This window comes from Amycolatopsis sp. DG1A-15b, from assembly GCF_030285645.1.
Taxonomy (GTDB): Bacteria; Actinomycetota; Actinomycetes; order Mycobacteriales; family Pseudonocardiaceae; genus Amycolatopsis.
This window is the reverse complement of the sequence record NZ_CP127296.1, coordinates 1,606,745-1,633,264: the sequence shown is the minus strand read 5'-3', so window position 1 is coordinate 1,633,264 and position 26,520 is coordinate 1,606,745. Positions and strand designations below refer to the sequence as shown.

Annotated in this window: 29 protein-coding genes; 19 read left to right on the top strand and 10 right to left on the bottom strand. The window is 71.9% G+C overall.

The window, feature by feature from the left end; genetic code table 11:
- Positions 1 to 2: 2 nt before the first annotated feature.
- The 13 genes from QRY02_RS07605 to QRY02_RS07545 all read left to right on the top strand — a co-directional run bounded on the left by QRY02_RS07605 (position 3) and on the right by QRY02_RS07545 (position 11,061).
- Positions 3 to 425: an RrF2 family transcriptional regulator gene (locus QRY02_RS07605; RefSeq protein ID WP_285990786.1), complete on the top strand. Its 423-nt coding sequence runs from the start codon at positions 3 to 5 to the stop codon at positions 423 to 425.
- A 13-nt stretch (positions 426 to 438) separates the two neighbouring features.
- Positions 439 to 867, top strand: a complete 429-nt coding sequence (locus QRY02_RS07600) for a cupin domain-containing protein (protein WP_285990785.1) — start codon at positions 439 to 441, stop codon at positions 865 to 867.
- 3 nt (positions 868 to 870) lie between these two features.
- Positions 871 to 1,551, top strand: a complete 681-nt coding sequence (locus QRY02_RS07595) for a DsbA family oxidoreductase (RefSeq protein WP_285990784.1) — start codon at positions 871 to 873, stop codon at positions 1,549 to 1,551.
- A 152-nt stretch (positions 1,552 to 1,703) separates the two neighbouring features.
- Positions 1,704 to 2,672 carry an ABC transporter substrate-binding protein gene (locus tag QRY02_RS07590; protein ID WP_285990783.1) on the top strand — a complete coding sequence of 323 codons (969 nt, stop codon included), beginning with the start codon at positions 1,704 to 1,706 and terminating at the stop codon, positions 2,670 to 2,672.
- Complete coding sequence (locus QRY02_RS07585) at positions 2,669 to 3,475, top strand: ABC transporter permease subunit (RefSeq protein WP_285990782.1); 807 nt, start codon at positions 2,669 to 2,671, stop codon at positions 3,473 to 3,475. The genes QRY02_RS07590 and QRY02_RS07585 overlap by 4 nt, the downstream gene beginning before the upstream one ends.
- 8 nt (positions 3,476 to 3,483) lie before the next feature.
- The gene (locus QRY02_RS07580; RefSeq protein ID WP_285990781.1) at positions 3,484 to 4,452 is read left to right on the top strand and encodes an ABC transporter substrate-binding protein; all 969 of its coding nucleotides are present in this window, start codon (positions 3,484 to 3,486) and stop codon (positions 4,450 to 4,452) included.
- Entirely contained in the window at positions 4,449 to 5,147 is a 699-nt protein-coding gene (locus tag QRY02_RS07575) for an ABC transporter ATP-binding protein (RefSeq protein ID WP_285990780.1), read from the top strand. Before QRY02_RS07580 ends, QRY02_RS07575 begins: the two co-directional genes overlap by 4 nt.
- On the top strand, positions 5,144 to 6,631 hold the full coding sequence (locus QRY02_RS07570) for an FAD-binding protein (RefSeq protein WP_285990779.1): 1,488 nt from the start codon (positions 5,144 to 5,146) through the stop codon (positions 6,629 to 6,631). The genes QRY02_RS07575 and QRY02_RS07570 overlap by 4 nt, the downstream gene beginning before the upstream one ends.
- A complete protein-coding gene (locus tag QRY02_RS07565) occupies positions 6,628 to 6,981 on the top strand; it encodes a 4Fe-4S dicluster domain-containing protein (protein ID WP_285990778.1) in 354 nt (117 codons plus the stop codon). Before QRY02_RS07570 ends, QRY02_RS07565 begins: the two co-directional genes overlap by 4 nt.
- Positions 6,978 to 8,036 carry an LLM class flavin-dependent oxidoreductase gene (locus QRY02_RS07560; RefSeq protein ID WP_285990777.1) on the top strand — a complete coding sequence of 353 codons (1,059 nt, stop codon included), beginning with the start codon at positions 6,978 to 6,980 and terminating at the stop codon, positions 8,034 to 8,036. The genes QRY02_RS07565 and QRY02_RS07560 overlap by 4 nt, the downstream gene beginning before the upstream one ends.
- A complete protein-coding gene (locus QRY02_RS07555) occupies positions 8,033 to 10,261 on the top strand; it encodes a molybdopterin-dependent oxidoreductase (RefSeq protein WP_285990776.1) in 2,229 nt (742 codons plus the stop codon). Before QRY02_RS07560 ends, QRY02_RS07555 begins: the two co-directional genes overlap by 4 nt.
- Positions 10,261 to 10,752, top strand: coding sequence for a flavin reductase family protein (locus QRY02_RS07550; protein WP_285990775.1), 492 nt, complete (start codon positions 10,261 to 10,263; stop codon positions 10,750 to 10,752). The genes QRY02_RS07555 and QRY02_RS07550 overlap by 1 nt, the downstream gene beginning before the upstream one ends.
- A gap of 72 nt (positions 10,753 to 10,824) precedes the next feature.
- Positions 10,825 to 11,061, top strand: a complete 237-nt coding sequence (locus QRY02_RS07545; protein WP_285990774.1) for a hypothetical protein — start codon at positions 10,825 to 10,827, stop codon at positions 11,059 to 11,061.
- Between the two features lie 204 nt (positions 11,062 to 11,265).
- On the opposite strand, the gene QRY02_RS07540 is transcribed toward QRY02_RS07545, so the two are convergent.
- The 4 genes from QRY02_RS07540 to QRY02_RS07525 all read right to left on the bottom strand — a co-directional run bounded on the left by QRY02_RS07540 (position 11,266) and on the right by QRY02_RS07525 (position 15,201).
- The gene (locus QRY02_RS07540; protein WP_285990773.1) at positions 11,266 to 11,760 is read right to left on the bottom strand and encodes a CAP family protein; all 495 of its coding nucleotides are present in this window, start codon (positions 11,758 to 11,760) and stop codon (positions 11,266 to 11,268) included.
- On the bottom strand, positions 11,757 to 12,443 hold the full coding sequence (locus QRY02_RS07535; protein ID WP_285990772.1) for a hypothetical protein: 687 nt from the start codon (positions 12,441 to 12,443) through the stop codon (positions 11,757 to 11,759). The genes QRY02_RS07540 and QRY02_RS07535 overlap by 4 nt, the downstream gene beginning before the upstream one ends.
- A gap of 31 nt (positions 12,444 to 12,474) precedes the next feature.
- On the bottom strand, positions 12,475 to 14,016 hold the full coding sequence (locus QRY02_RS07530; protein WP_285990771.1) for an adenosine deaminase family protein: 1,542 nt from the start codon (positions 14,014 to 14,016) through the stop codon (positions 12,475 to 12,477).
- A 402-nt stretch (positions 14,017 to 14,418) separates the two neighbouring features.
- The gene (locus QRY02_RS07525; protein WP_285990770.1) at positions 14,419 to 15,201 is read right to left on the bottom strand and encodes a hypothetical protein; all 783 of its coding nucleotides are present in this window, start codon (positions 15,199 to 15,201) and stop codon (positions 14,419 to 14,421) included.
- Between the two features lie 12 nt (positions 15,202 to 15,213).
- Between QRY02_RS07525 and QRY02_RS07520 the strand changes: the two genes are divergently transcribed.
- The 6 genes from QRY02_RS07520 (at position 15,214) to QRY02_RS07495 (ending at position 21,946) form a co-directional block, all read left to right on the top strand.
- Positions 15,214 to 17,418: an ATP-binding protein gene (locus QRY02_RS07520; RefSeq protein WP_285993791.1), complete on the top strand. Its 2,205-nt coding sequence runs from the start codon at positions 15,214 to 15,216 to the stop codon at positions 17,416 to 17,418.
- Between the two features lie 36 nt (positions 17,419 to 17,454).
- The gene (locus QRY02_RS07515) at positions 17,455 to 18,447 is read left to right on the top strand and encodes a phosphotransferase family protein (RefSeq protein WP_285990769.1); all 993 of its coding nucleotides are present in this window, start codon (positions 17,455 to 17,457) and stop codon (positions 18,445 to 18,447) included.
- A 246-nt stretch (positions 18,448 to 18,693) separates the two neighbouring features.
- Positions 18,694 to 19,032 carry a hypothetical protein gene (locus tag QRY02_RS07510; RefSeq protein ID WP_285990768.1) on the top strand — a complete coding sequence of 113 codons (339 nt, stop codon included), beginning with the start codon at positions 18,694 to 18,696 and terminating at the stop codon, positions 19,030 to 19,032.
- Between the two features lie 750 nt (positions 19,033 to 19,782).
- Entirely contained in the window at positions 19,783 to 20,415 is a 633-nt protein-coding gene (locus QRY02_RS07505; protein WP_285990767.1) for a hypothetical protein, read from the top strand.
- Between the two features lie 220 nt (positions 20,416 to 20,635).
- Positions 20,636 to 20,845, top strand: a complete 210-nt coding sequence (locus tag QRY02_RS07500; protein WP_285990766.1) for a hypothetical protein — start codon at positions 20,636 to 20,638, stop codon at positions 20,843 to 20,845.
- A 270-nt stretch (positions 20,846 to 21,115) separates the two neighbouring features.
- Positions 21,116 to 21,946, top strand: a complete 831-nt coding sequence (locus tag QRY02_RS07495; protein WP_285990765.1) for a MerR family transcriptional regulator — start codon at positions 21,116 to 21,118, stop codon at positions 21,944 to 21,946.
- A gap of 219 nt (positions 21,947 to 22,165) precedes the next feature.
- On the opposite strand, the gene QRY02_RS07490 is transcribed toward QRY02_RS07495, so the two are convergent.
- The 6 genes from QRY02_RS07490 to QRY02_RS07465 all read right to left on the bottom strand — a co-directional run bounded on the left by QRY02_RS07490 (position 22,166) and on the right by QRY02_RS07465 (position 26,470).
- Positions 22,166 to 23,281 (bottom strand): carboxylate-amine ligase, encoded by a 1,116-nt coding sequence (locus QRY02_RS07490; protein WP_285990764.1) that lies wholly within the window; start codon positions 23,279 to 23,281, stop codon positions 22,166 to 22,168.
- A gap of 8 nt (positions 23,282 to 23,289) precedes the next feature.
- Entirely contained in the window at positions 23,290 to 23,448 is a 159-nt protein-coding gene (locus QRY02_RS07485) for a hypothetical protein (protein ID WP_285990763.1), read from the bottom strand.
- A 128-nt stretch (positions 23,449 to 23,576) separates the two neighbouring features.
- Positions 23,577 to 23,681, bottom strand: coding sequence for a DUF1731 domain-containing protein (locus tag QRY02_RS07480; RefSeq protein WP_285990762.1), 105 nt, complete (start codon positions 23,679 to 23,681; stop codon positions 23,577 to 23,579).
- The gene (locus QRY02_RS07475; protein ID WP_285990761.1) at positions 23,675 to 24,355 is read right to left on the bottom strand and encodes an NAD-dependent epimerase/dehydratase family protein; all 681 of its coding nucleotides are present in this window, start codon (positions 24,353 to 24,355) and stop codon (positions 23,675 to 23,677) included. The genes QRY02_RS07480 and QRY02_RS07475 overlap by 7 nt, the downstream gene beginning before the upstream one ends.
- A gap of 29 nt (positions 24,356 to 24,384) precedes the next feature.
- Positions 24,385 to 25,338 carry a zinc-binding dehydrogenase gene (locus QRY02_RS07470; RefSeq protein WP_285990760.1) on the bottom strand — a complete coding sequence of 318 codons (954 nt, stop codon included), beginning with the start codon at positions 25,336 to 25,338 and terminating at the stop codon, positions 24,385 to 24,387.
- A gap of 259 nt (positions 25,339 to 25,597) precedes the next feature.
- Positions 25,598 to 26,470: an AraC family transcriptional regulator gene (locus QRY02_RS07465; RefSeq protein WP_285990759.1), complete on the bottom strand. Its 873-nt coding sequence runs from the start codon at positions 26,468 to 26,470 to the stop codon at positions 25,598 to 25,600.
- Positions 26,471 to 26,520 lie beyond the last annotated feature (50 nt).

Sequence of the window (26,520 nt, the reverse complement as noted above, 5' to 3'; positions counted from 1 at the left end):
GTATGCGCATCTCGGCCAGGGCGGATTACGCGATCAGGGTGCTGCTGGAGCTCGCCGCGGACACCACGCGGCCGATCACCTGCGAAGCCGTCGCGTCCACCCAGGACATCCCGGCCCGGTTCATCAAGGCGGTCATCCGGGACCTGCGCCAGGCCGGGCTGGTCCGCAGCCAGCGCGGCTGCGAAGGCGGCTACTGGCTGGCCAAGGCCGCCGGCGAGGTCACCGTGCGGGACGCGGTCGTGGCGGTCGACGGCGAGTTCCTCTCCGTCCGCGGCGAGCCCCGGCCCGCACTGGCCTACCACGGCACCGCGGCCGGCCTGACACCGTTCTGGTCGGACGTCGAAGCCGGGCTGGACGCGATCCTGCGCGCGACGACCATCGCCGACCTCCTCACCGGCGCGGCCCCGGCCCGCGTCGCCACCTGAAAGGGACTTTTCCGTGAGCGACCTCTGGCACCAGCCGCTGCGGCACATCCGCGGCGCGGACCTGACCGGCGACACCAACCAGACGACCGGGATGAAGCGCCTGGAAGCGATCTCCGGCAAGACCGTCGGCTCGTCCAAGGTCTGGATGGGCGAGACGCACGTCGCGCCGGTCACCAACTCCGGCGACCACCACCACGGCGAGGCCGAGACGGCGATCTACGTCAAGTCCGGCCACCCGGTGTTCGTCTTCGCCGACGGCGAAGACGAGGTCCGGATCGAGACCGGGCCCGGTGACTACATCTTCGTGCCGCCGTACGTGCCGCACCGCGAGGAGAACCCGACCGACGAAGAGGCCGTCGTGATCATCGCGCGCAGCAGCCAGGAAGGAATCGTGGTCAACCTGCCGAGCCTCTGGTCCCCGGTCGACGTGCCCGAGGACTGAGCCGTGCCGCTCGAAGTCGTCGAGTACACCGACCCCGCCTGCCCGTGGGCGTGGGGGTCGGAGCCGAAGTTCCGCCTGCTGCGGGCGGAGCTGCCGGAGGCCCGGTGGCGCCGGGTGTTCGGCATCCTCTTCGACGACGGCGAGGACCCGGCGCCCGACCCGGCCGCCGAGGCCGCCTGGTACGCGAAGTTCATCGACGGCGTCAGCGAGCACACCGGCGCCCCGAAGCCGCCCCACCTGGCCTGGGTGGCGAAGTCGAGCTGGCCGGCTTCCCTGGCCGCGAAAGCCGCCGAGACACAGGGGGAAGCCATCGCCGAACTCGTGCTGACCCGGCTGCGCGAGACGACGTTCGTGCACGGCACCCCGGCCGACGACACCGAGCGCGTGCTCGCCGCCGTCGAGGGCGTGCCGGGCCTCGACGTCCCCGCTTTGCGCGCGGCCATGGCGAGCGCCGAAATCCGCCAGGCCGTCCGCGACGACTGGCGTGAGACGCGCAACCCGTGCCCGGAAGTCCTCGACATCACCGCGCCCGGACCGCACAGCGGCCGCGCGAAGCACCTCGAACACCACGTCCGCTACGCCCTGCCGACGTTGACCTTCAGCGGTCCCGGCGGCCGGTTCGTCGTGCCCGGCTGGCGCCCGCTGCGCGAGTACTTCGCCGCCGCGCGCGCCGCGACCGGGTGAAAGTCCACTGTGGATCGTTCCCGGCTCGTGGGAAGCACGGCGCGGACATTGACTCTTCCCGGCCGCAAGGGAAAATAGACACACGCCGGTGACCATATAGCCCGGCGCCGCCACCGAATCTCCGCGGCCCGACACCGCATTGGGAGTTCCGCATGCCCTCGAAACCCCGGCTCGCCCTGCTCGTGGCCGCCCTGCTCGGCCTCACCACGCTCGCCGCGTGCGGTTCGTCCACATCGGACGCTTCCGGCGAGGTCGTGCTGCGCGTGGGCGACCAGACCGGTGCCACGCAGTCCCGGCTCAAGGCCGCCGGGCTGCTCGGAAACCTGCCCTACAAGATCGAGTGGTCGCAGTTCGCCGCCGCGGTGAACCTGCACGAGGCCCTGCGTGCCGACGCGATCGACATCGGCGGCGCCAACGATTCCCCCACGGTGACCGCGATCGCCGGCGGCTCCAAGATCAAGGTCGCCGCGGCCTGGAGCAACGGCGGCAAGGGCACCTACCTCCTGGTGCCGAAGGACAGTCCCGCCCGCACCGTCGCCGACCTCAAGGGCAAGCGGATCTCCCCCACGACCCGCGGCAGCGTCGCCCACTACCTGGTGATCGGCGCGCTCAAGCAGGCCGGGCTGTCGGACAAGGACGTCACGCTGAACTTCCTCGCCCCCTCGGAGGCGAACGGCGCGTTCTCGACCGGCAACATCGACGCCTGGGCCACCTGGAGCGTCTACGCCGCCCGCGCCCGCGGCGAACTCGGCGCGCGGGTGCTCTCCGACGGCGCGGGCATCAACTCCGGGCTGAACGTGCTGTCGGCCACCGACAAGGCACTGGGCGACCCCCGCAAACGCACCGCGATCCAGGACTTCGCGAGCCGCGTGGACAAGAGCTACGCCTGGTCGAAGGACAATCCCGACGCGTTCGACAAGTGGTACGCCGGGTTCGCGCACCAGCCGATCGCCATCGCCACCCAGGTCCGGCCGGACGAGACGAACTACCAGCGCATCCCGGTCGACACCGCGCTCGCCGCCCAGCTGCAGAAGACCTACGACACCTGGGTGCAGCAGGGTCTGTTCCCCGGCGGCAAGAAGCTGACCGAGTACCTCGACTCCGGGCTCGATCCCCGGTGACGCGCGCCCTCGACCGGCCGGCCGCCGCCGGGATCCGGTTCCCGCATCGGGCCGTCTCCTGGCTGACACCGGTGGCCGTGCTCGCGCTCTGGGAACTCCTCGCGCGGACCGGGCTCCTCCCGAAGCAGGTGCTGCCGGCGCCGAGCAGCGTGCTGGCCAAGGCCGGTGCCCTGATCGCCGACGGCGAACTGCCCTCGAACCTGCTCGCCAGCGTCCAGCGGTCGGCCACCGGGTTCGCCATCGGCGCGAGCCTCGGCCTCGCGCTCGGCCTGCTGGTCGGACTGTCCGCAGTGGCCGAAGCGCTGCTGGACCGCAGCATCCAGATGGTCCGCGCGGTCCCGTTCCTGGCGATCCTGCCGCTGGTCATCGTCTGGTTCGGGATCGGCGAAGCCGGGAAGATCTTCCTGATCGCGCTCGGCACCGCCGTCCCGCTCTACCTGACCACCGTGCTCGGCATCCGCCAGATCGACCCGAAGCTGCTGGAGATGACCGACGTCGCCGGCCTCGGCCGCGCCGCGCAGCTCCGCTGGGTCGTGGTGCCCGGTGCGCTGCCGTCCATCCTCGGCGGGCTGCGGCTGTCCCTCACCGCCGCTTGGCTCGCTCTCGTCATCGCCGAGACCCTCGGCGCGGACGCGGGCCTCGGGTTCATGGCCACCAATGCCCGCGAATTCCTGCAGACCGACGTCATCGTGCTCGTCGTGCTCATCTACGCCGTGATCGGGATCCTCTGCGACCTCGTCACCCGCCTGCTCGAACGCCGCCTGCTGCGCTGGCACCCCACCTACGCCCGCCTGACCGCCTGAGGACCGCCATGACACTCTCCCGCCGCACGTTCCTGACCGCAGCCGGGCTCACCGCCCTCGCCGCCCCGCTCGCCGCCTGCGCCACCGGCTCGGCCGGCGGTGCCACCCAGGGCAAGGTCCGGCTGACCTACAGCACGATCTCCGTCCCGAAGGCCCGGGGTGTGCTCGAAAAAACGCTCAAGGACCAGGGCATCGCCGTCGAGTGGGTCGGGCCGTTCCCCAACCACGCGCCGACCCTGCAGGCCGTCGTCGGCGGCACGGCCGACTTCAGCTTCGGCGGCAGCACGACCCCCGCCGACCAGGCGATCCTGTCGGGCGCCGACCTGGTCTACGTCGCCTGGGCGGCGTCGGCCCCGCGGACCACCGCCATCGTCGCGGGCGCGCACACCGGGATCGAGAAGGTGACCGACCTGGCGGGCAGGACCGTCGCGGTGAACAAAGCCGGGCTCGGCGAGTTCCTGCTGGTCGCCGCGCTGGAGAAGTACCACGTGCCCCGTGACTCGGTGAAGATCACCTACCTCAACCCGCCCGAGGCGTCCGCCGCGTTCGGCGCCGGGAAGATCGACGCCTGGGCCATCTGGCAGGGCTTCCGCGAGATCGCCGAGGTCCAGTACGGCGCCAAGCCCATCTTCGTCGACGGCGACGAGCTGGACTTCCAGATCGACTTCACCAGCTACCTCGTCCGCCGCGACTACGCCGAACAGAACGCCGACACGATCCGCAAGGTGATCGCCGCGTTCCAGGCCGACTACGAGTGGCAGAACCAGCACTACAAGGAAGCGCTCGACATCGGCAACGCCGTCTCCCACTACCCGCAACCCGTCCTGGACAAGATGGCGGCCAAGAACGTCCAGACGAAGCTGGCGCTGATCAACGACGACGGGATCGCCCAGCTGCAGCGCGGCGCCGACTGGCTGACCCAGCGGAAGATCCTCAGCGGCCCGATCACCGTCGCCGACCACTCGGTGAAGCTGTGAGCACCGCCGTGCGCGTGCGCGCGCTGACCAAGAGCTTCGGCCCCCGAACCGTCCTGAGCGGGCTCGACCTCGACATCGCGCCCGGCGAGTTCGTCGCGCTCATCGGCGAAAGCGGCTGCGGCAAGACGACGCTGCTGCGCCTGCTCGCCGGGCTCGACACCCCCGACGACGGCGAGCTGGCCGCACCGGCCGAGCGGATGGTCGTGTTCCAGGAACACCGCCTGCTGCCCTGGCGGCGGGTGTGGCAGAACGTCGCCATCGGCCTGCCCCGCGAAGCCGCCGCCCGCGCGCTGACCGAAGTCGGACTGGCCGGACACCTCGACGCCTGGCCGGTCACGCTGTCCGGCGGCGAGGCCCAGCGTGTCGCGCTCGCCCGGGCGCTCGTCCGCGAACCCCGGCTGCTGCTGCTCGACGAGCCGTTCGCCGCCCTGGACGCGCTGACCCGGATCAAGATGCACGCCCTGGTCCGGCAGCTCGTCGACGCGCACCGCCCGGCCGTCCTGCTCGTCACCCACGACGTCGACGAGGCGATCCTGCTCGCCGACCGCGTGGTCGCGATGCGGTCCGGGCGGCTCGCCGCCGAGCACCGTGTGGTCTTCGACGGCGAGCGCAGCCGACGCAACCCGGGGTTCGAGGAGCTGCGGCACCGGCTGCTGGCCGAACTCGGGGTCGCCGAGCTGGCGGAGTCCCGATGAGCGGTGATCTCGACCTGAGCGCCGGCGTGCTCGTCGTCGGCGGTGGCCTCGCGGCGACCTGGACCGCCCTGGCCGCGGCCCAGGCCGGCGGGGACGTCGTGCTCGTGGACAAGGGCTACTGCGGCACCAGCGGCGTCACCGCCACGGCCGGGGTCACGCACTGGTTCGTCGAACCGGAAGACCACGATCGCGCGGTGGCCGAGCGGCACGCGCACGCGGGCGGGCTCGCCGACCCCGAACAGGCGCTGCGGGTGCTGCGCACGACGTGGGAGCGGCTGCCCACGTTGGACCGGTACTACCCGTTCCCGGTCCGCGACGGGCAGCCCGACCGGACGAACAACGTGCGCGGCCCGGAGTACCTGCGGGTGATGCGCGGGCTCGTCCACCGCGCCGGCGTCCGGATCCTCGACCACCACCCCGCACTCGAACTGCTGCTGCGCCCGGACGGCTCGGTCGGTGGCGCCGCCGGCGTCCGGCGGCAGGCGGGCGGGAACTGGCGGGCGCGGGCGGGTGCGGTCGTGCTGGCCACCGGCGGCACGGCGTTCCGGTCCCACCTGCTCGGCTCGCGCGGCAACACCGGCGACGGCCACCTCATGGCCGTCGAGGCCGGCGCACAGCTGTCGGGCATGGAGTTCTCGAACTACTACACCCTGGCCCCGGCGTACTCGACGATGGCGCGGTCGATGACGTACTTGTTCGGCACCTACACCGACGCCGGCGGCCATGAGATCGAGCTGCCGTCCGGGCCGGACCGCAACCGCGTCCTCGGGGCGGCGATGCTGCGCGGCCCGGTGTTCACGACGCTCGACCGGGCGCCGGACTGGGTGCGCCGCACGATGCCCGTGGTGCAGCCCAACTTCCTGCTGCCGTTCACCCGCCGCGGGATCGACCCCTACACCCAGCCGTTCGAGGTCACCCTGCTCGGCGAGGGCACCATCCGGGGCGTCGGCGGGCTCGTCACCGGGCCGGACTGCGCCACCGGCGTGCCCGGCCTGTTCGCCGCGGGTGACGTCGCCAGCCGGGTGCCGGTCGTCGGCGCGATCTCCGGCGGCGGCTCGCCCAACTCGGCGTGGGCGGTCTCGTCGGGGACGTGGGCCGGGCGGGCGGCGGTCCGGTACGCGCGCGGTGCCACCGCGACCCCGCTCCGTCCGGCCGGACGGGCCGGGATCCGGCCGAGCGGACGCCGGGGCGCGGTGGACACGACCGTCGTGGTCGACGTCGTCCGGGAGGAGCTGAACGCCTACGACAAGAACATGTTCCGCGACGAGACCGGTCTCCGTGCCTCTTTGTCCACATTGGATTCCCTGTGGACGGACGTCGAGGCGGGCCTGACCGGCACCGGCCGCGACGCGGTGGCGGCGCGCGAAACGGCGTCGCTGGTCGCCGTGGGCCGCTGGGTCAAGACCGCCGCCCTGCGCCGGCGCGAAACCCTCGGCATGCACTGGCGCACCGACGACCCTGTCTGGCAGGAGGCCGCCGCGTGATCGAACTCGTCCTCGCCGACCGCTGCATCGCCTGCGACAAGTGCGTGCAGGTGTGCCCCAGCGACGTCTTCGACGCCGTCCCGGACGCGGCTCCGGTCATCGCCCGCCAGAGCGACTGCCAGACGTGCTTCCTCTGCGAGCTGTACTGCCCGGTCGACGCCCTGTTCGTCGATCCGGACTGCCGCACGCCGGTCGCCGTCGACGAAGCCGCCGTGCGGGCCTCGGACTGGCCCGCGCAGTACCGGCGCGACTCCGGCTGGGGCCGGGCGCGCCGCACCCACGCCAACGAAAGCTGGCGGATGAGCGACATCTTCGCCGCCGCCCGCGCCTTGGGACAGGAGACCCCGTGACGCTCGAATTCATCGGTTACGCCGCCGGCCGCCAGGCCAGCGAGATCGCCGCACCGGAGGGCCCGGTCATCCAGCCGGGCTACCTGCGCGAAGTCGCCCGCACGCACGAGGAGGCCGGGTTCGACCGGGTGCTGATCGCCCAGTCGGCGAGCAGCCCGGACGGGTTCGTGCTCGCCGATCAGGTCCTCGCCGCCACCGAGCGGCTCGGCGTGCTGCTCGCCCACCGTCCCGGCTTCGTCGCGCCCACCCAGCTGGCCCGCAAGTTCGCCACGCTCGACGCGTTCCACCCCGGCCGGATCGCCCTGCACGTCATCACCGGCGGCGACGACGCCGACCAGGCCCGCGACGGCGACTTCACCGACAAGCCCACCCGCTACCGCCGCACCGGCGACTTCCTGTCCGTGGTGCGGCGGACCTGGGACTCGGCGGAGCCGTTCGACCACGAGGGCGAGTTCTACCGGGTCCGCGGCGCCCTCTCCGACATCCGGCCCGAGCGGCCCATCCCGGTCTACTTCGGCGGCGCCTCCGCCGACGCGATCCGGGTCGGGGCGAAGCACGCCGACGTCTACGCCTTCTGGGGTGAGCCCCTGGCGGGGATCGCCGAGCGCATCGACCAGGTCCGTGCCGCCGCGGCCGGCCGGGACCTCGCGTTCAGCGTCAGCCTGCGGCCCATCCCGGCGGCGACCGAGGCCGAGGCGTGGGAGCGGGCCCGCGACATCCTGCGGCTCACCCAGGACCGCGTCGGCGAGTTCAAGGGCCGCCGTGACTCGAGCGAAGCGGTCGGCTCGCGGCGGCTCCTGGAGGCCGCGGCGACCGGGGACGTGGTCGACGAACGCTTGTGGACGGCGGTGGCGAAGACGACCGGCGCGGCGGGCAACTCCACCGCGCTGGTCGGCAGCTACGAGCAGGTCGCGGACTCGCTGCTCGACTACGTCCGGCTCGGCGTCGGCACCCTGCTGATCCGCGGGTTCTCGCCGCTGGCCGACGCCCGCGACTACGGCACCCTGGTCAAGCTGGTCCGGGAGAAGGCCGACGCCGTTACCGTCGGGGCATGAAGCCGAGCACATCGCACTGGGGCGCCTTCTCCGCCGAGGTCGACGCCGAAGGGCGGCTGCGGGTCGAGCCGCACCCGGCCGACCCGGCGCCGTCGCCCCTGCTGGGCAACCTGGCCGCCGCGCTGGACCACCCGAGCCGGGTGGCCCGCCCGGCGGTCCGCCGCGGCTGGCTGGACAACGGCCCGGGCCCGGATGCCCGGCGCGGCCGCGACGAGTTCGTCGAGGTTCCCTGGGACGACGTCCTCGACCGGCTGGCCGCCGAACTGGACCGCGTCCGGACCGAACACGGCAACCAGGCGATCTTCGGCGGCTCCTACGGCTGGGCGAGCGCCGGGCGGTTCCACCACGCCCAAAGCCAGCTGCACCGGTTCCTGAACACGATCGGCGGCTTCACGGCGTCGCGGAACACCTACAGCAACGGGACGTCGTCGGTGCTGCTGCCCCACGTCGTCGGCGACACGCACGCCGTGCTGCGGCAGGCATCGACGTGGCCGACGATCGCCGAGCACACCGAACTGATCGTCGCGTTCGGCGGCGTGCCGGAGAAGAACGTGTTCGTCACGCCCGGCGGTGTCACGGTCCACGGAACGCCCGGGCACCTCGCGCGGTTCGGCGGCCGGGTCGCGCTCATCAGCCCGCTGCGCGACGATCTGCCGTCCACTGTGGACTCGACGTGGTATCCGGTCAAGCCCGCCACCGACACCGCGCTGATGCTGGCGCTGGCCCACACGCTCGTCACGGAACGCCGCCACGACCGCGCGTTCCTCGACCGCTACTGCGTCGGCTACCCCGAGTTCGAGCGCTACCTCCTGGACACCGGCACGGACGCGGCGTGGGCGGGCGAGATCACCGGTATCCCGGCCGCCGACATCGTCGCGCTCGCCCGCGAGATGGCCGCGCACCGGACGCTGATCACCGTCACGTGGTCACTGCAGCGCACCGAACACGGCGAACAGCCGGTCTGGGCCGGCATCGCGCTCGCGGCGATGCTGGGGCAGATCGGGCTCCCCGGCGGCGGCTTCGGCCACGGCTACGGCTCCATGGGCGACGTCGGCGACACCGGCCCCGAGCTGCGCGTGCCGGCACTGCCCCAGGGCGTCAACCCGGTGGCCGAGTTCATCCCGGTGGCCCGGATCGCGGACCTGCTGCTGCACCCGGGCGAGACCTACGACTACGACGGCGAAGGCCGCCGCTACCCGGACACCCGGCTCGTCTACTGGGCGGGCGGCAACCCGTTCCACCACCACCAGGACCTCAACCGCCTGCGCCGGGCGTTCACCCGTCCGGACACCGTCGTCGTCCACGAACCGCACTGGACCGCCACCGCCCGCCACGCCGACATCGTCCTGCCCGCCACGACCGCGCTGGAACGGGAAGACCTCGGCTCCGGCCGCCGGGACACGCACGTGATCGCCATGCACCGGATCGCCCCGCCCGCGGGCGACGCCCGGGACGACTACGCGATCTTCGCCGCGCTGGCCGCCCGGCTCGGCGTTTCCGCCGCCTTCACCGAGGGCCGGACGGCCCGGCAGTGGCTGGAACACCTCTACGGCGGCTGGCGTGCCACTCCCTCGTTCGCGGAGTTCTGGGCCGCCGGGGAACTGCGGCTGCCACCCGGCCGGGAACACCACACGCTGTTCGCGGACTTCCGCGCGGACCCGCACGCCCACCCGCTGAAGACGCCCAGCGGCCGCATCGAGATCACGTCGTCGACCATTGCGGGTTTCGGTTACGCCGACTGCCCCGGCCACCCGGTCTGGCTGCCCCCGACCGAAACCGGGCCGTTGTGGCTGATCGCGAACCAGCCGCACACCCGCCTGCACAGCCAGCTCGACGCCGGCGACGTCAGCCGCGCGGGCAAGGTGGCCGGCCGCGAGCGGATCCGCCTCCACCCGGCCGACGCGGCCGCCCGCGGCATCGCGACCGGCGACGTCGTCCGGGTGTTCAACGCCCGCGGCGCCTGCCTGGCGGGCGCGGTCCTGGACGACGCCCTCCGCCCCGGCGTGGTCCAGCTCCCCACCGGCGCGTGGTTCGACCCGGTCGACGACCACCCCACCGGGCCCCTGTGCGCCCACGGGAACCCGAACGTCCTGACCGCCGACATCCCGTCGTCGCGGCTGTCCCAAGGCTGCGCCGGCCAGCACGCGGCCGTCGACGTCGAACGCTTCGCCGAGCCCGCCCCACCCGTTCGGGCCCTGCATCCCCCGCTTCGGAAAGGACGCTGATGATCGACCTCCAGCCCGTGACGTCCGAGAGCCACCTGCGCGAAGCTTTCGGCTGCTTCCCCTCCGGCGTCACGGCGGTGTGCGCCCTCGTCGAGGGCGTGCCGCGCGGAATGGCCGCCAGCTCGTTCACGTCGGTTTCGCTGGCGCCGCCGTTGGTGTCGCTGTGCATCCAGCGGACATCGTCGACGTGGCCGCTCCTGCGCGACCGGCCCCGGCTGGGCCTCAGCGTCCTCGCCGAAGGCCAGGACGCCGCCTGCCTCCGCCTGTCGTCCCGCCACGGCGACCGCTTCCGCGACGTCGAGTGGGAGCCCGGCCCGGACGACAGCGTCTTCATCAGCGGGTCGAGTGCGTGGCTGGAGTGTTCCCTGCACGACGAGGTCCCGGCCGGTGACCACCTGATCGCCCTTCTGGAGATCCACCGCCTGCGAACGGCCGAAACCCCACCACTGGTCTTCCACGGCAGCCGCTTCCGCCGGCTCGCCGCCGCCTGAATCCGCTTGCTGTAACACAAGATCCGTTCGGCGGGACATACCAGCGTTGGCCACCATCACGCTGGAGGGTTCGTGCTCATCCGTCGTAGCATCCTGGTCGTTCCCGTCGCGCTGGCTGCGCTCTCGTTGGCCGCATACAGCAACAACGGCGGGTCCCCCACAGCGACCGACTCGGCCGGTGTCATCGCCCCGGCCGAGAAAACCAGCACGCCGAAGACGGCCGACGATGTCACGAAGACGCTCGGCGAGAAGATCACCACGCTGAAGCTTCATCCAGGCAGTGGCGAAGGGACTGCCCGCAGTCGGTGAGTACGACTACGTCAAGGGTGGCGTCCTCGTACGGGTATCGCGATTCCTGACGCCGGACCAGGCGAAGGAGTACCAAGCCGCACTGGGCGCCTGACCGCATCCCCGGCGACCGCCTCGCAGCCGCGTTCCGGTACGGGGCGTCGAACGTGTCCGGACACGGGCCGTCAGCAGCCCACCGCCGGGTTACGCGGCGGGCCGCTCCGGTCACTGGGCCGGCGGGAGGACGTTGTCCTTGTACGCGCCCGACATGTTCCCGGCCGGAGAGAAGTTCACGGCGATGTAGGTGTCGTGCCAGGTGTTGTCCGCGCTGCCGCACACGCGGCCCGCGCCGATCTTGGTGCTGTCCTTCCAGACGAGCTGGGTGAAGTGCCCGATCGCCTTCTTCGGGTCGTTGCCGGCGAACGTCTCGTAGTTGTAGTACCGGATCTCCGCGTACCAGGCGTCACTCGCCGCCGTGGCCGGTGCCTGGACGGGTTCGGACGAACTCGACGAGTAGAGGTTCTCTCCGTAGTCCCCGGTCCCGTCGTGGACGAGGGCTCCCTTGTCCGCGACGTGCTCGGCGCGGGCCTTGGCGTAGTCGACGAGCTGCTGGTCGAGGACCACGGGCGGGACTCCGTGCTTCGCCCGGTGCCGGTTGATGCTGTCCACCATGCCGTTCAGGAATTCTTGATCGGTGCGATCGGAGTAGCCGGCTTTCATGACATCCCTTTCCTCGATGGGCATGCGGTGACATCGGCCGGGAATCGTGGGTCGATTTCGTAGTGGGTGTCGAATTGGCTGCTGAAACCGGTCACGCTGACGGCCCGGCCGGCGGTGAGTCCGGTGAGGTCGATAGCGGTCCGGGTGTTGACGAAGATGGTGAGTTCGCCCGAGCCGTCGTCGACGACGAACTTGGTCCCGTACGGCAGATCCGGCGTCGGCGCCCGGGTGATCGTGGCGATCACGCGCACCAGCTGCCCCTCGGAGTTCTCGCCGACGGCGCCGGTGGCGAGCAGCCGCGGCCGGACGGCGGCCCCGTTGCCGTGCACGACGACGGCCGCCGGGTCACCGGGCACGAGGATGAGCAACCCGGAGCTGTCGCGCAGCGTGCCGGTCACCCGCACCCGGTTGCGGGGAGCGATCCCCAAGTCGACCGCGACGCTGACGTAGATGCCGGCGCCTCGGTCCTGCAGTCCGAAGCCCTTGTCGAAGAAGCTGGACTCGAACGCACCCGAGGGGGTCGTGGCCACCCCGTCGACGGTGACCACCGTGCCCGGCGGCAGGGTTCGCGCCTGCGCGATGGACACCACGCGGTGGGAGGCCACCGCCTGGGCGGGTGGTGCCAAGCCGGCGGAGGCGAGGACCAGGAACAGAATCGAAACACAACGCCGCCATGAAGACATACGGATTTCCTTCCCCCAGATCGTGCCGGGCTCAGCGGTAACGGTGCTCGAACGCGGCGAACCTGGCTTCCTGCTGCCATTGCAGGCTCGCTTTCGGGCTGCCGGCGAGGAACGTCCGGCAGGCCGGGCCGGGGTGGGGTGCGCCCAGCCGGTCGCGGGCGCACGGTGTGGCCGGCACGAAGGTGTCCGGGCTGCGCCACAGGGACGCGCCGTCGAGGAACGCGTGCTCCAGGCTGGTGCGGGCCAGGGTCTTCAGGTCGCGGTAGTGCAGGCGGTAGTCGGTGGCCGCGCGCTGGTACTCGTGGGTGAGGTCGATCCGGGAGACACCTTCGTCGTCGGTGGAGAGGGCGACCGGCACCCGGAACGCGCGGTAGCTCGGGAACGGGTGGTCCCGGCCGGAGAGGCCGAGGATCTGCTCGTTGCTGCTGAGGTTGATCTCCACCATCACGTGCCGGTCGGCCATCGTGCGCATCAGCTGCGGCCAGCCGTCCTCGCCGAGCACGTCCGCGCCGTGCCCGATCCGCTCCGCCCGGCCGGTGAGCACGGCCTCCCGGATGTGGTAGGTCAGCTCCTCCGGCTTGACCAGGCCGGGACCGAGTTCGCCGGCGTGCAGCGTGATGTGCCCGGTGCGGTAGACGCCGCGCAGGTAGTCCAGCATCCGCATGTGCAGCCGGTAGTCGCGGAGGGAGACCTCGCCTTCCTCCGGCGAGACCAGGTTCACCGCCACCGTGCGGTGGTCGGCCGCCGCCAGCTCGAACGCCGACACCATGTACGTGAACACCACGTTGGGCGGGTTGTTCCGGTTGACCTGCTGGATGTACCGCGGGGTCACCCCGCACCCCGGCGACGCGGCCGGGGTGGCGCAGCCGAGCAGCGACCGCAGCCGCGTCGTGTCGGCGTCCATCTCCGTGGTCGCGGCGGCCGTGACGTCCGCCATCGTGCCGCCGGCCAGCACCTGCGCCCGCATCGCGGCGAAGTCCTCGGTGAAGGTGACGCGCTGTGACAGGTCGAAAAGCGGGCCGCCCTGCCGGGTCAGCATCGTTTCCAGGTACTGCTCGTTCTGCCGGCCGGCCCGGTCCAGCACGTCGGCCAGCATCTCGAGCCGGTGCGCGCCGGTGACCGCACCGAACTTGCCGAAGGTGGCGAAGAAGTGGTCATGCCCCGATTCGCCCTGCCCCGCCTGGAACCCCTCCATCGACCACGCCATCAGCACCGCCCGGCGGAAAGCCGGATCCCACGAGGTGTCCGCGGCGGGACGCTGACCCGCACCGCACGGCCCGGCCGCCGCGACGAACGTCGTGGTGTGGATGCAGAGCCCGTCCTGGACGGCCAGGGAGATCAGCAGCTCGGTCGATGCCGCTCCGGACAGATGACTGTGCAGGTCGCCGCCCTTGGGCAGGTCCAGCATGAAGGCCCGCAGCCGAGCCGGGTCGTGGCGGACGGAGTCGAGATGGCGCTCGACACCCACCTCGGCACCCGGATCCGCCCGCGCGGGCGAGACGACCACGCCCGGCATCACCAGGCTCAGGAGCCCGGCCGTGACGAGCGACAACCCGGCCCGCAGTTTGCGCATGACGTTCCTTTCCGGTTGCCAAGATCTCATCCGGCACGATGAGCTTCCCCGGTCGAAGGTCGCCGATGCAGGCCCATCCGTTTCCCCATCGAGGAAAATTGCGCCATTCAGACCCGTTTACCGGCCCATCGGTCGCGTTCGTTTGCGCGCCTCCGGCCGGAGCGCGTGGCCGTGGGCGTCGGCCGTTCCGGAGGCGTGCCGGCCGGAATTGCTGTCCAACGGCCAACGAGCGCCACGCTCAGTTGATGTTGAACTTCGCTCGCCGCTGACTTTTACTTCCGTTTTACCCGAGACCATTCATCCGCTCCGAGGCGCCGTTCGGCGACTTCAGGATGGCCGCCCCGAGGGGCTCATCCATACACTCGAATCCTGGACAAGTGCGTGTGGGGGAAAATGGAGCACTCACGACTGGTCGTCCATCGCACGGTCCTCGCGGTGGATATCGAAGGTTACGGTCACCAGAGCAGGACCACACCGCACCGGCTGGTGGTTCGACAAGGTCTCGACCTCGCGCTGCGTCGAGCCTTCAAGGAGGCGGGGGTGCCGTGGTTCGACTGCAGGCACGAGAGCACCGGCGACGGAACTCTCGTGCTCGTGCCGGCGCAGGTCCTCAAAGGTCCCTTCGTCGAAGTTCTTTCGCTGTCCCTCGCCAGGGAACTCCGGCGGCACAATGAAACGCACCGGGCGGAGGAGCGAATCCGGCTGCGAATGGCACTTCACGCGGGAGAAGTCGCCTACGACGACCAAGGAGCGACCGGCCCCGCGATCAATCAGGCATTTCGCTTGATCGAGGCCCCTCAGCTCAAGAACGCCCTGGCCGGATCGCCGGGGACGCTCGCGCTGATCACTTCGACGTGGTTCTTCGACGAAGTCGTCCGCAGCAGCACGATTGTGGACTCCGCGACGTTTCGACCGGTGCACGTGGCCGTGAAGGAGACCGTGACCGTCGGCTGGATCAGCCTGCCGGATCACCCGTATCCGCCGAGTACCGAAGAGCTCGTTCCGGCGGAAGCCGAGCCACCGCCACGGCGGCCGGAAGCGGTGCACTTCCCGGTCTCGACGAGCGGCCGCTCCACGCTGCCCCGTGACCTCCCGGCCTTCACCGGCCGTGGCCGGGAGCTGGCCGAGCTCACCGCGACGGTGTCCACCGCCGCGGGCCACGGCACGCTGGGGATGGCCGTCCACGTCGTGGACGGCATGCCGGGCATCGGGAAGACGACGTTCGCGGTCCGCGCCGCCTACCGGCTCGCCGGCTACTTCCCCGACGGCCAGGTCTTCCTCGAGCTGCACGGCCACAGTCCCGGGCAAGCACCCGTGGATCCCGGTGACGCCCTGGCTTCGCTGCTGCTCCTCTGGGGTGTCCCCGCGATCGGCATTCCCGTCGGCCTGGACGATCGTGCCCGGTTGTGGCGGGAGAAGCTGGCCGGGCGGAAGATCCTGCTGCTGCTCGACGACGCCGTCGACGACGAGCAAGTCCGGCCGCTGCTGCCCGGCAGTCCCGGAAGCCTCGTGCTGGTCACCAGCCGGCGTCGGATCGAGTCCGTCGGCGACGCCTGCCCGGTCTCGTTGCAGACCCTCCCGCCGCAAGACGCCGCCGCGATGTTCCAGCGCTACACCGGTGCGCATCGACACGATCCCCGGGCCGTGGCCGAACTGATGGCGATGTGCGGGTACCTGCCGCTGGCCATCGCCCTCACGGCCGGCCGGCTGCGGAACCACCCCTGCTGGACGCCCGAGCAGCTGGCCGACGACCTCGGGCGCTCCCGCAACCGGATCACGATGCTCCGCGCGGGCAATCGAACCGTGGCGGCAGCGTTCGACCTCTCCTACCGGGACTTGAGCCCGAACGAGAAACGGCTCTTCCGCCGCCTCGGCCTCCATCCCGGCGCCCAGATCGAGGCCCGCGCGGCGGCGGCGCTCGACGGCGAAGACCGGGAACCGACCGGGGAACACCTCGACGCGCTGTACCTCAACCACCTGCTGGAAGAAGTGGCTCCCGGTCGCTATCGCTTGCACGATCTGACCCGGGCCTACAGTCTCACCCTCAGTAGCGAAGACGGTGACGACAAAGCCTTCGAACGGCTGCTCGACCACTATCTCCACGCGGTCAGGTCGGCGACTCGATTCGTCGCCACCCGCGGCCCGCGCCCGGAGATCGCCGCGCAGCCGCCGGTGGGGACCCACGAATTCGAGTCGGAAGGCGAGGCGATCGCCTGGTTGAGCGCGGAACGCGCCAACCTCGGTGCCTGCATCACCTATGCCGCGGCCCACGACCACCTGCACCGGGCCGCGGAACTCGCGGTCGCGCTCCACCCCTATCTCGAGCAGCACGGATACTGGCATGACGCCCACCGGATCGACCAGGCCGTGCTGGCCGCGGAACAAGCGGCGGGCAATCTCACGGATGAAGCAGCCACCCGCGCGGACCTGGGCCGGGTGCAGAGCCTGCTCGGCGACCACCCCGCAGCGGTCGGAGACCTGATCCGCGCACGGGACTTGTACGCCAGGTCCGGCGACCGGCTCGGCGAAGCCGCGGCGCTGACCGAAATCGGGTTCGCCCGCATGGAGCTCTCCGAGTACCCGGAGGCGATCGAGTACCTCACCCGCGCCCGTGCGCTGTATGAAAACTTGGAGAATCCGTTCGGTATCGCCGGAGCACTCGTCAGCCTCGCGAGCGTGCAGTTCCGGCTCGGGCGGCATGACGCCGCCCGAGCTGACGGCGAACGGGCTCTCGCACTGTACGTCGAGCTCGGCAACAGGCTCGGCGAAGCCTTGAGCTTGCTCTGCATCGGCTGCACTTACGGCGTCTGCGGAGACTATGCGAGCGCGATCGACATCTTCGATCAAGTGCTTTCCCGGTCCCGGGAGCTGGGCGACCGGTACACCGAAGCCAGAGCCCTCAACAACCTCGGCCGCATGTATTTCGAACGCGGCGACTACGGAATGGCCGATGGTTGCTACAGCAGCGCCCAGATCATCTACAGCCGGTTGGACAGCCGAACCCGTGAGGCGGTGGCCCTGAACAACCTCGGCCGGCTGCACCACGCGGGTGGCAACTTCAGGCTGTCGCTGATGTACCTGAAGCGCGCTCAGGTTCTGTTCGGCGACGACCGGGCGTGGCAGGCCGAAAACCTCAACAACCTCGGTGGCCTCGCCCTGGCGTGGCCCGAAGCGGGCGATCCCGCCGAGCTCTATCGTCAAGCCCTTCACCAGTCGAGAGCCATCGGGATCCGGCTGCAGGAAGGACGAGCGCTCGAAGGGCTGGGGCGGTGCGCTTTGAAAGCCGTGGACGTCGCGGACGGTGTCGCGCGGCTGCGGGAGGCATTGGCCGTGTTCGACGAGCTGAAGGCTCCGGAGGCGAAGGCGGTGAGGACTGTTGTCGCGAGCCTGGCCGGTGCGTAGTGGTGGTCGCCTGCGCGAGTTCGGTGGATTCCGCGGATGAGGCGATTCGCTGATATCGAAGGCCTGTCGGAGCTGGTGCGCGACGCGCTGGGTGCGGAATGCCGCGTGGTCGCGGTGGACCGGTTGCGCGGAGGCACCAAGAAGGGGGTGTACCGGGTCCGCCTCGACGGAACCCGCACGTCCAGCGTGATCGTCTACAGCTGGGCCGAAGCCGAGAACTTCTGGCCTGGTGAGCAGGAGGCCCACCCCGCCGATCCGTTCGCGCCCGCCTCCGGTCTGGCCACGTTCTCGGCCGCGCAGCGGACGTTGGCCGCGCTCGGGACGCGGGTCCCGCGGATACACCGGGTGGATGACAGCCGGCGCCGCTACCCCGCGGACGTCGCCGTGGTCGAGGACGTCTCCGGTGGAACGCTCGAAGCACTCTTCGAAACCGATCACACGCGTGCCGCGAAAGCCCTGGGCGAGCTCGCCGAGCTGCTCCAGGTGATGCACCGGCAGCCGGGCCGGCACTACGGCCGGGTCGACCTGCTGGAGCGGGGCGCAACGGTGTCCGAGGTCTCGTGCGAGCGGCGGGTCCTCGACCGCGCTCTGCGGGACCTCGAGGAGGCGGCCGGGCGCGACGGGCGCATCGCGGCAGCCGGCACCGCGTTGCGCGACCGTCTGCGGGAACTGGCCGGCCGGGTGCGCCCTCGCGCGGAGTACGGGCTGATCCACGGAGAACTCGGCCCCGACCACGTCCTGATCGATGCCGAGGGGCACCCTGTGCTGATCGACATCGAAGGCTTGATGTACTTCGACGTCGAGTGGGAGCACGTCTTCCTCCAGCTCCGTTTCGGCAGGCACTACCCCGCACTGGCCCGGCCCGGCCTCGACCCGCGGCGGCTCGACCTCTACCTGCTCGCGATGCGCCTGTCGCTGGTGGCCGGCCCGCTGCGTCTCCTCGACGGGGACTTCCCCGATCGCGCGGTCATGCAGGGGATCGCCGAGCACAACGCGCAAGAGGCGCTGGCGCTTCTCCCGCTGACGTAGCCGGGTCGACCACGCGATCTCAGGTCCGCAATGGATGCCACGTCACGTGCTCGCCCAGCGGCGCTCTGCGGACCTGTCGTCCACTGTGGAGGAACCACTCGTGACCGGGCCGGGCCGCCTCGCGGGAAACCACCCGCCCGGGTGAACCGCTCCCGGCGCTGCCTGTCCTAGGCTGGAAGGCCGCGCCCCGGACCCCGGCGATCGATGGCGTGCACCCCGGTGCACCGCGAGCGAAGGCGGGCGACGGTGGACGGCGAGCGGACCGATCGGCAAGGTGCGGGCCAGACGGCGGGCGGCACGCACCGGGCTTGGCCCGCGCGCCACGGCGGTGGTTACCCTCCCGGCTGGCTCGTCCGCTACCGCAGCCGCGTCGGTCGGACCGGGCCGGCGTCGTGCTCGGCACCGCTGTGGCGTGAGCACATCGGTACGGTCGCCGGGCACAGTCTGCGCGACGAGCACACCAGCACCACCTGGGTACCCATCCGCCCGCAGGGGGCCGCCTCCGACGAGCAGGCAAGCCTGATCCGGGCCACCGACATCGTCGACGCCCAGCCACCCGGCTTCGACGAACGTGCCCGGAACTGAATCGCCGCCGGCCCGCACCCGTGGATCACTCATCCGGGGGATTCTTCCTGCCGGACGCCACAAAGCGCCTACGCTGCCCAGACTGCCCCGGACCTCGGCACGTCCGCCGTTCCCCGCCCTGCGTGGCGCGCACCACCGTGCGAGGAGAAGCTGATGACGGCAGAGGATCTGGACCGCGGCGCGCCGGAGAGCCCAAGCCCGCCGCGACGGCAGATCGCGTTCAGCTTCGGGAGGTGGCAAGTCACGTTCACCGGAACGGATCCGCACTCGCCACAGACCGGCACCCTCGCCGGCCGGACCGAGTTCGGCCCCCGCGGCGTCCGTGTCCCCGTCATCGCCGACGACAGCCGCACGCCCTCGGTCTCCTGGGTCGACGACCAGGACGTCATCGCCGTTACCGCACCGCCGGCCTGGAAACCACGCGGCCGCCGAACTCCCCGGACCGGCGGAGGGCGACATCGCGCGCCGTAGGACCGCTCACCGGCCTCTTTCGACGACAGCCCGAATTCCGTGCCCACGGTCACAGCAAACAGATTCGGGCGCCATTTCAAGCGACTGCGAATACCTCCATATGGGGGCGCGGGGTATCGATCACCCGGCCCAAAGGGTAGGATTTTGCCGTTACCGCCCTGGACCTCGGTGCCGTTCCCCTGCGTTCCAGGAAAAGACGTCACGCGACATATCCGTCCCATTGCCCGAGCCCTGTTCGGAATCACCGTCGCGACCGGAGGCCTGGTCGCACTGGCTCCGGTGGCGCAGGCCATCACCATTCCGGTGGCCTGCAGCGAAAACGCTCTGGTCGCGGCGGTGAACCTGGCCAACTCCACCCCCACCTCCGACACCCTCGTCCTGGCCGGCGGCTGCACCTACGGCATCACCACCAACCACGGCGGCGCCGCCAACGCGCTACCGGTGATCACCACCCCGATCGAGATGACCGGCCCCGCCACCGTCACCAACGCCTCCCTGCCGGGCCTCGGGATGTTCCGGATCGCCGAAGTCGGCCCGACCGGCAACCTCACCCTCACCACGGCAGTCGCGTTCACCCACGGCAACGTGCTCGGCAACGGCGGCGGCATCCTCAACCGCGTCGCGGTCACCCTCACCGGAAGCACCCTCTCCGTCACGGGCGTCTCCGGCAGCCCGCTGTTCGTCACCGGCAACACCGCCGGCCGCGGCGGCGGAATCTCCGCCGTCAACTCCACCGCCACGACCCTCACCCAGACCGCCATCACCGACAACCACGCACTGCTGCTCCTGGGCAACTCCGGCGGCGTCTACCGCCAAGGCGGCACCATGACCACCACCAACGCCCCCATCACCGCCAACACCCCCGACAACTGCGTCGGCAGCGTCCCCGCCGTCCCCAACTGCACCGGGTGACGACCGGCCCGCGGCTGCGGCGCTCGAGAGGAATGCGCGTGTACCGTCGGAAGTGTCCGAGAGCATTTCGCACGCGGGTGGCCGAATCCGCGTCGTCCCCGGGCCTCACACCGGCCGCTTCGCGTGGCCGGGGACGGGAGCAGCGGCATGAAGCCGGTCCCGCACCTGACCGCCGCCCGGCGCGGTCCGGTCCTCACGTAGCCCCGCCGGGACCACGCCGATGAGACAGCCGAAGGTGGCCCCGCGCCGGGAGCCGGACCCGTTCGCCCTCAGCCCCGAGCAACGCCGGCGTGGTGCCCGCATGGTCGCCTCGTCGGCGGACGACGCCGATGACTGCGCCACGCTGCTCGCCATCCTCGGCCTCGACCCGGCCGATGGTCTCGCGGGACCGGACGGCGGGCCCCCGCCGTCCGGCCACCTCCCGAGCTGAACCCGCCGCGGGTCGGCAGCTCGGCCGTGCGCCGCGGAGCGGACGCGCAGGAAAGCCGTGGCGCCGTTGCTCACCGCGGCCGTTACGCGTCAGCGGGCCCGGCGTACGTGGCAAGTCCGTCGAGCAGCCGGTCGAAGCCCCAGCGGAACCGGTCGGTGGCTGCCCGCGGTCGTCCTCGGCGACGCCGCCGCATCCGGTCCTTGACCTTCACCCCGGGGGAAACCGCAGAGTGGCCGGGACCGGGCACCCGCCCGGGACGAGGAGTCCACCATGAGCATGGTCGGTATCGGCGAGTTCTCGCGACTGTCGCGGCTGTCGCCCAAGGCACTGCGGCTGTACGACGAACTCGGCTTGCTGATACCTGCCCACGTCGACGCGGGCAACGGCTATCGCCGGTACGCGGTCACGCAGCTGGACCAGGCACGTCTGGTGGCCTCGCTGCGCCGGGCCGGTGTCGCGCTGGCCCGGATCAGGGCCATCCTGGCGCTGGAGCCGGCCGCGGCCGCCGAGGAGATCCGCGGCTACTGGGCCGAGACCGAAGCCGAGCACGCCGCCCAGCGCGTGCTGGTGGGCCGCCTCGTCGATCACCTTCACGGGAGGAAGTCCGCCATGTACGAGGTCACTGTCCGCGATATCCCGGAGCGACGGGTGCTCAGCGTGATCAGCAGGGTGAACCAGGACGAACTGGAGCCCATGACCCGGGAGTTGTTCATCCACCGGTTGCGCCGGGGCGGTGTTCCGCGGGTCGAGGGGACGGCGGGTGCGCCGTTCACGATCTACCACGGCGAGGTGAGCGGGGACAGCGACGGCCCGGTCGAGTGGTGCTGGCCGGTGCCCGAGGACGGGGCCGCCGAGATCGCGGCCGGGTTCCCCGACCTGACCCTGCGCACGGAGCCCGCGCACCAGGAAGCGTTCGTCCGGCAGGAGACTCCCGGTCCGTGGAGCGCCGGAAGCCAGGTCGAGGTCGCGGTCGGGGCACTGTTCGCGTGGGCTTCGGAACACCATCGCCCTGCGTCCGGCGGCGTGCGCGGCGTGCTGGTTCCGGACCCGGAGCACCGGGGTACCGGGCCGTACGTCGAGTTCGCGCTGCCGCTGCGCTGAACCGAGCCGCGAGGCGCCGTCGCGGTGGGACCGCGGCGGCCGTGGACAGCGCGCCGATGATCCCGGCGTCGACGTAGCCGCCCGGTCACCACGCCGGCCGGCATTAGCACGTAGCTGAGGGAGTCGTGGAACTGGCGCAAGCACCGGTCCCGGCCCGGCTTGCGCGGGCAACCTCGGTCGCTGAGCAGGCGTGGAACGCCCCGGGATGGGCGGTGGTCTTCACTGGGCCGCCTCCCGTTCCCGGTCTTCGCCCCGGGTCACCGCGGCCAGGTGGGCGACGAACTCCGCCGGCGTGCCCGACTCCGCGCGCAGCGCCCGCTGCCGCTCCGCTCCCCCTCCCCGCGACCGGAGCGCGCACCAGGCGGCCAGGACGTCGTCGAGGTCGCCCATCGCCCGCAGCGCGGGCCGGACGTAGGCGAGCAAATCTTCGACCAGCTCTTCGTGAGCCATCGGGGTGCCGGTCAGCCCGTCGACGCCCGGTCCGGCGAGGCCGTACCTCGCGGCCGCCCGCAACGCCCGCTCGGCGAGCGCGTCCGGCACGCGCGGCGGTGGCGCCCCGCGGCGCTGTTCCGCCAGCGCGGTCACGACCAGGCCCCGCACCAGGCCGGTGAGCAGCACCGCGTCGGCCACGTCGAGGCAGACGTCGGCGATCCGCACCTCCACGGTCGGGTGCCGCGGGGACAGGCGAGCGTAGAAGTAGACGCTGCGGGCGTCGAGCGCCTGCCCGCGCCGGATGGCACCCTCGACCGCCGCGTCGTAGTCCCCGACGTCGCGCCATTCGCCCGGCGGGCGGGCCGTCGGCCAGCGCGACCACAGCGGGTACCGGGCGCTGGCCCACCCGGAATCCAGGCCGTCGACGTACGGCGAGTTCGCGCTGACCGCCAGCAGGGCACCGAGCCAGGGCCGCAGCCGCGTCAGCACGGCCACCCCGGCAGCTCGCGAGGGGACGCCGACGTGGATGTGGCAGGCGCACGTGCCCGCTTCGCCGACCAGCGCGGGAAACCGGGCCGCCAGCGTGCGGAAGCGAGGATCGGCCGTCACCTGCGACGCCCTCCCGAACGGGGCCACGCCGGTGGCCAGCGCGACGCAGCCGACGTGCTCCGCGGCCTCGGCCACCCGGTGCCGCAGCCGGATCAGGTCCGCGCGGACCTGGGGAAGCGACCGGTGCACCTCGGTCGCGGTCTCCACCTGGAACCGCAGGAACTCCGCCATCACCCCCGGCTCGTCCGCCAGCTGCGCCAGGACACGGGGTGCCGCCGCGGCCGTCGCCCCCGACCGCGGGTCGACGAGCACGAACTCCTCCTCGACCCCGACCGTGCCTCTCCCGTCGTCCACAGCCGGCCTCAGGAGACGGTCCGGCGCGCGGCCGCGCCGAGCGCCGCACCCCGGGCCCTGGCCGATTTCCGGGCCGTGGCGCGGCTCATGCCGGGCACGGGGGTGGGCCTGCCGACGCCGAGGAGCTCCTCGGCGAGGTCGCTCGCCGGTACGGGACGGTGAGCCATGGCAGCCTCCGGTCGCTGGTTCGTGGGGTACCCAGCCAATCGGAAGGGGTTCGCCGCCGCTGCTGGCGAACGCCATCGATGCCGGGGCCGTCGGTCACCGGCGGAAGGGACCATCGGCACTGCCGCTGTCAGCTCGACGCCGAAGTCAGCGCCTCCGCCAGCCGCGGGTGCGCGTGGCGGTAGCCGCCGTCGAGCGCGCGGTGGGGCACCGCGCGCCGGCCGGTGGTCACCATGTCCGCCAGCTCGCCGAGCGCCACCCTGAGAGCGAACCCGGGCACCGGGAGGACGGCGGGGCGGTGCAGCGCCCGGCCCAGCGCCTTCGAAAACTCCCGCTGGGTGACCGGTTCGGGTGCCGTGCCGTTGTAGGCGCCGCTCCACGAGGCGATTTCACCGTGCCACCCGAAGCATCGAGGACGACGCCGGTGCGCATCCGCACCACGCGGACCCTGAACTCGGCCGCCCTGGCCGCTTCCTGCTCCCACGCGGCGGAAACCTCGGCGAGGAACGTGCCGCCCGGCGGGTCCTGCTCGGTGACCTCCTCGTCGCCGCGCGGGCCGTAGTAGGCGACGCCCGAGCTGGAGACGAGGGCCTGGGGCCGCTCCGCTCCGGGAACGGCACGCAGCCCCTCGACCAGGTTGCGGGTGCCGGCCACGCGCGAGTTCCGGACGCGGTCCTTGACCTCGCCGGTCAGGCGCTGACCGAGGGGTTCGCCCGCCAGGTGCACCACGGCGTCCCGGCCGGCGAGCGCGGCGACCGGGGCGGGTCCGGCGAGCGGGTCCCACTGCCACGTCGAGGGTGGGGTGCTCGCGGACCGGGAAAGCACGGTCACTTCGTCGCCGCGGTCACGGAGACGGGCGGCGAGCTTGCCGCCGATGAGACCGGACGCGCCGGAGATGGTGATCTTCACGATGCCGCACTCCCTCGGAAGAAGGGAAGTCAGGAACCGGCCTGCGGCAAGAGGACGATCTTCCCCAGCGCGGTTCGCGCGGAGGACTCGGAGAGTTCCACGGCCGCCGCCACTTCGGTGAGCGGGTAGCGGGCGGCGATCTTCGCGGTGAGCACGCCGTCGCGCAGGAGGCCGAAGACGTGGGTGAGGTCGGTGCGGATCCGGGCGCGGAAGGCGTCGCGCTCGGCGGAGTCCGGCTTGCCCGCGCCCGACCACACGTCGAAGAAGCTCGCGTGCTTGCCGGTGGGCAGGTAGTTCCAGAACGTCAGTTTCGTCAGCGCGTTCAGGAAGCTGAGCACCACCGGCGTGCGGTCGTCGAGCTTGCTCGCGATGCTGTAGCAAACCAGGGTTCCGGTGCGGTTGAGCAACCGGTGGGAGCGGGAGATGCTCGCGCCACCGAGGTGGTCGAACACGGCGTCCACGCCGCCGGGAGCCAGTTCCCGGACCCGGGCCGCGACGTCGGGATCCCGGTAGTCGACCGGCTCGACACCCAGTGCGCGCAGGGCCTCGTGGTGACGCGGGCTCGCCGTGCCGATCACCCGCGCGCCGGTGTGGCGGGCGAGCTGGGCCAGCAGGGTGCCGACACCGCCGCCGACGCCGAGCACGAGAACGGTCTGCCCGGCTTGCACCTTCGCGACGTGGTGGAGCATCTGGTAGGCGGTCAGCCCGTTGACCGTCAGCGTCTCCGCCTCCTCCGCGCTCACGCCGTCGGGCACCGCCACCAGGTCGGCGGCGGGCAGGAGGACGGCCGTGGCCCAGGCGCCGGTCTTGGTCAGCGCGGCGAACCGCTTGCCGATCAGCGCGCGGTCCACGTCCGGACCGACCGCCTCGACGACCCCGACGAGGTCGTAACCGGGCACGAACGGGAACGCGGGCTGGCCGAAGTAGCGGCCGCGGCGCATCGCGCTTTCGGCGAAGGACACGGCGGTCGCTTCGACGCGCACCAGGGCCTGACCGGCCGCCGGTACCGGCGCCGGACCGTGGCGCCGCCATGCGGAGCATGGCGATGTCCGCACCGGCGGCCTACCGCTACTTCCCCTCACGGGACGCGCTGATCGCCCACCTGCTGGCCGTCCAGAACACCGCACCGGCCGACAGCCATCCGCTCCCTGAGACCCCCAGGCGACACCGACGGGGGGGATCATTCGTTGATGAGGCCGGCGTGCGCCGACCCTTTTGCCCGCGGACGGAGGACCGCGGTCGTCACCGGCCGGTCCGAAATCCGCCCGGCGCGACGCCGAACTGCCGCTTGAACGCGTGTGAGAACGCGAACGGTGAGGCGTAACCGACCTTGGCGGCGATCGACGGCAGCGGAAAATCCGTGTCCTGGAGCAGGCGCGCCGCCGTCGTGAGCCGCCACCACGTCAAGTACGCCATGGGCGGCTGTCCCGTCAGCGCCGTGAACCGGCGGGCCAGGGTCGCGCGGGAAAGGCCCACCCGGGCGGCCAGGTCCTCGATCCGCCACGGCGCTTCGGGGTGCTCGTGCAGCGCTTCCAGCGCGGCGGCGATTTCGGGGTCTCGCAGGGCCTGCGGCCAGCCGGTGCCCGGGTGGTCGGCCAGCCAGGCGCGGATCAGGTAGACCAGCAGCAGGTCCAGCAGGCCGGTGAGGACCGTGGCCGAGCCCGGCCGCCGGTCGCTCACCTCGCCGCCGAGCAGGTCGATGGCCGCGCGCAGTTCGGCGCGCCGCCCGACCTCGGCGGGCAGGTGCACGACCTCCGGCAGGCTCGCGAGCAAGGGGTGCCGCCGCGCGTGGGACAGCCGGTACTTGCCGCACAGGAACTCGGTGCGGCCCGCCGGCTCGGCCACCGCCGCTTCGAACGGCACCGCGCCGGTCGCGTCCGGCGTCGAGGACAGGGTGTGCGCGCCGCCGTGCGGAACCAGGACCGCGTCGCCGGGGCCGAGCGCCACCGGCTCCCCGCCGTCCGGGAGCAGCCAGCCGCTGCCGCGCAGCAGCACGTGGAAGCCCGCGCCCTCGTACGGCGCGAAGCGGTAGCACCACTCCGAACCGGCCCGGAGGCGGTTCGACACGGGCCGGCCGATCCGCACCGCGGCGATCGCGTCACTCAGCACGTCCACCGGGCCATCGTAGCCCTGAGACGATCAAGCATCAGAACGAGCACTTGACG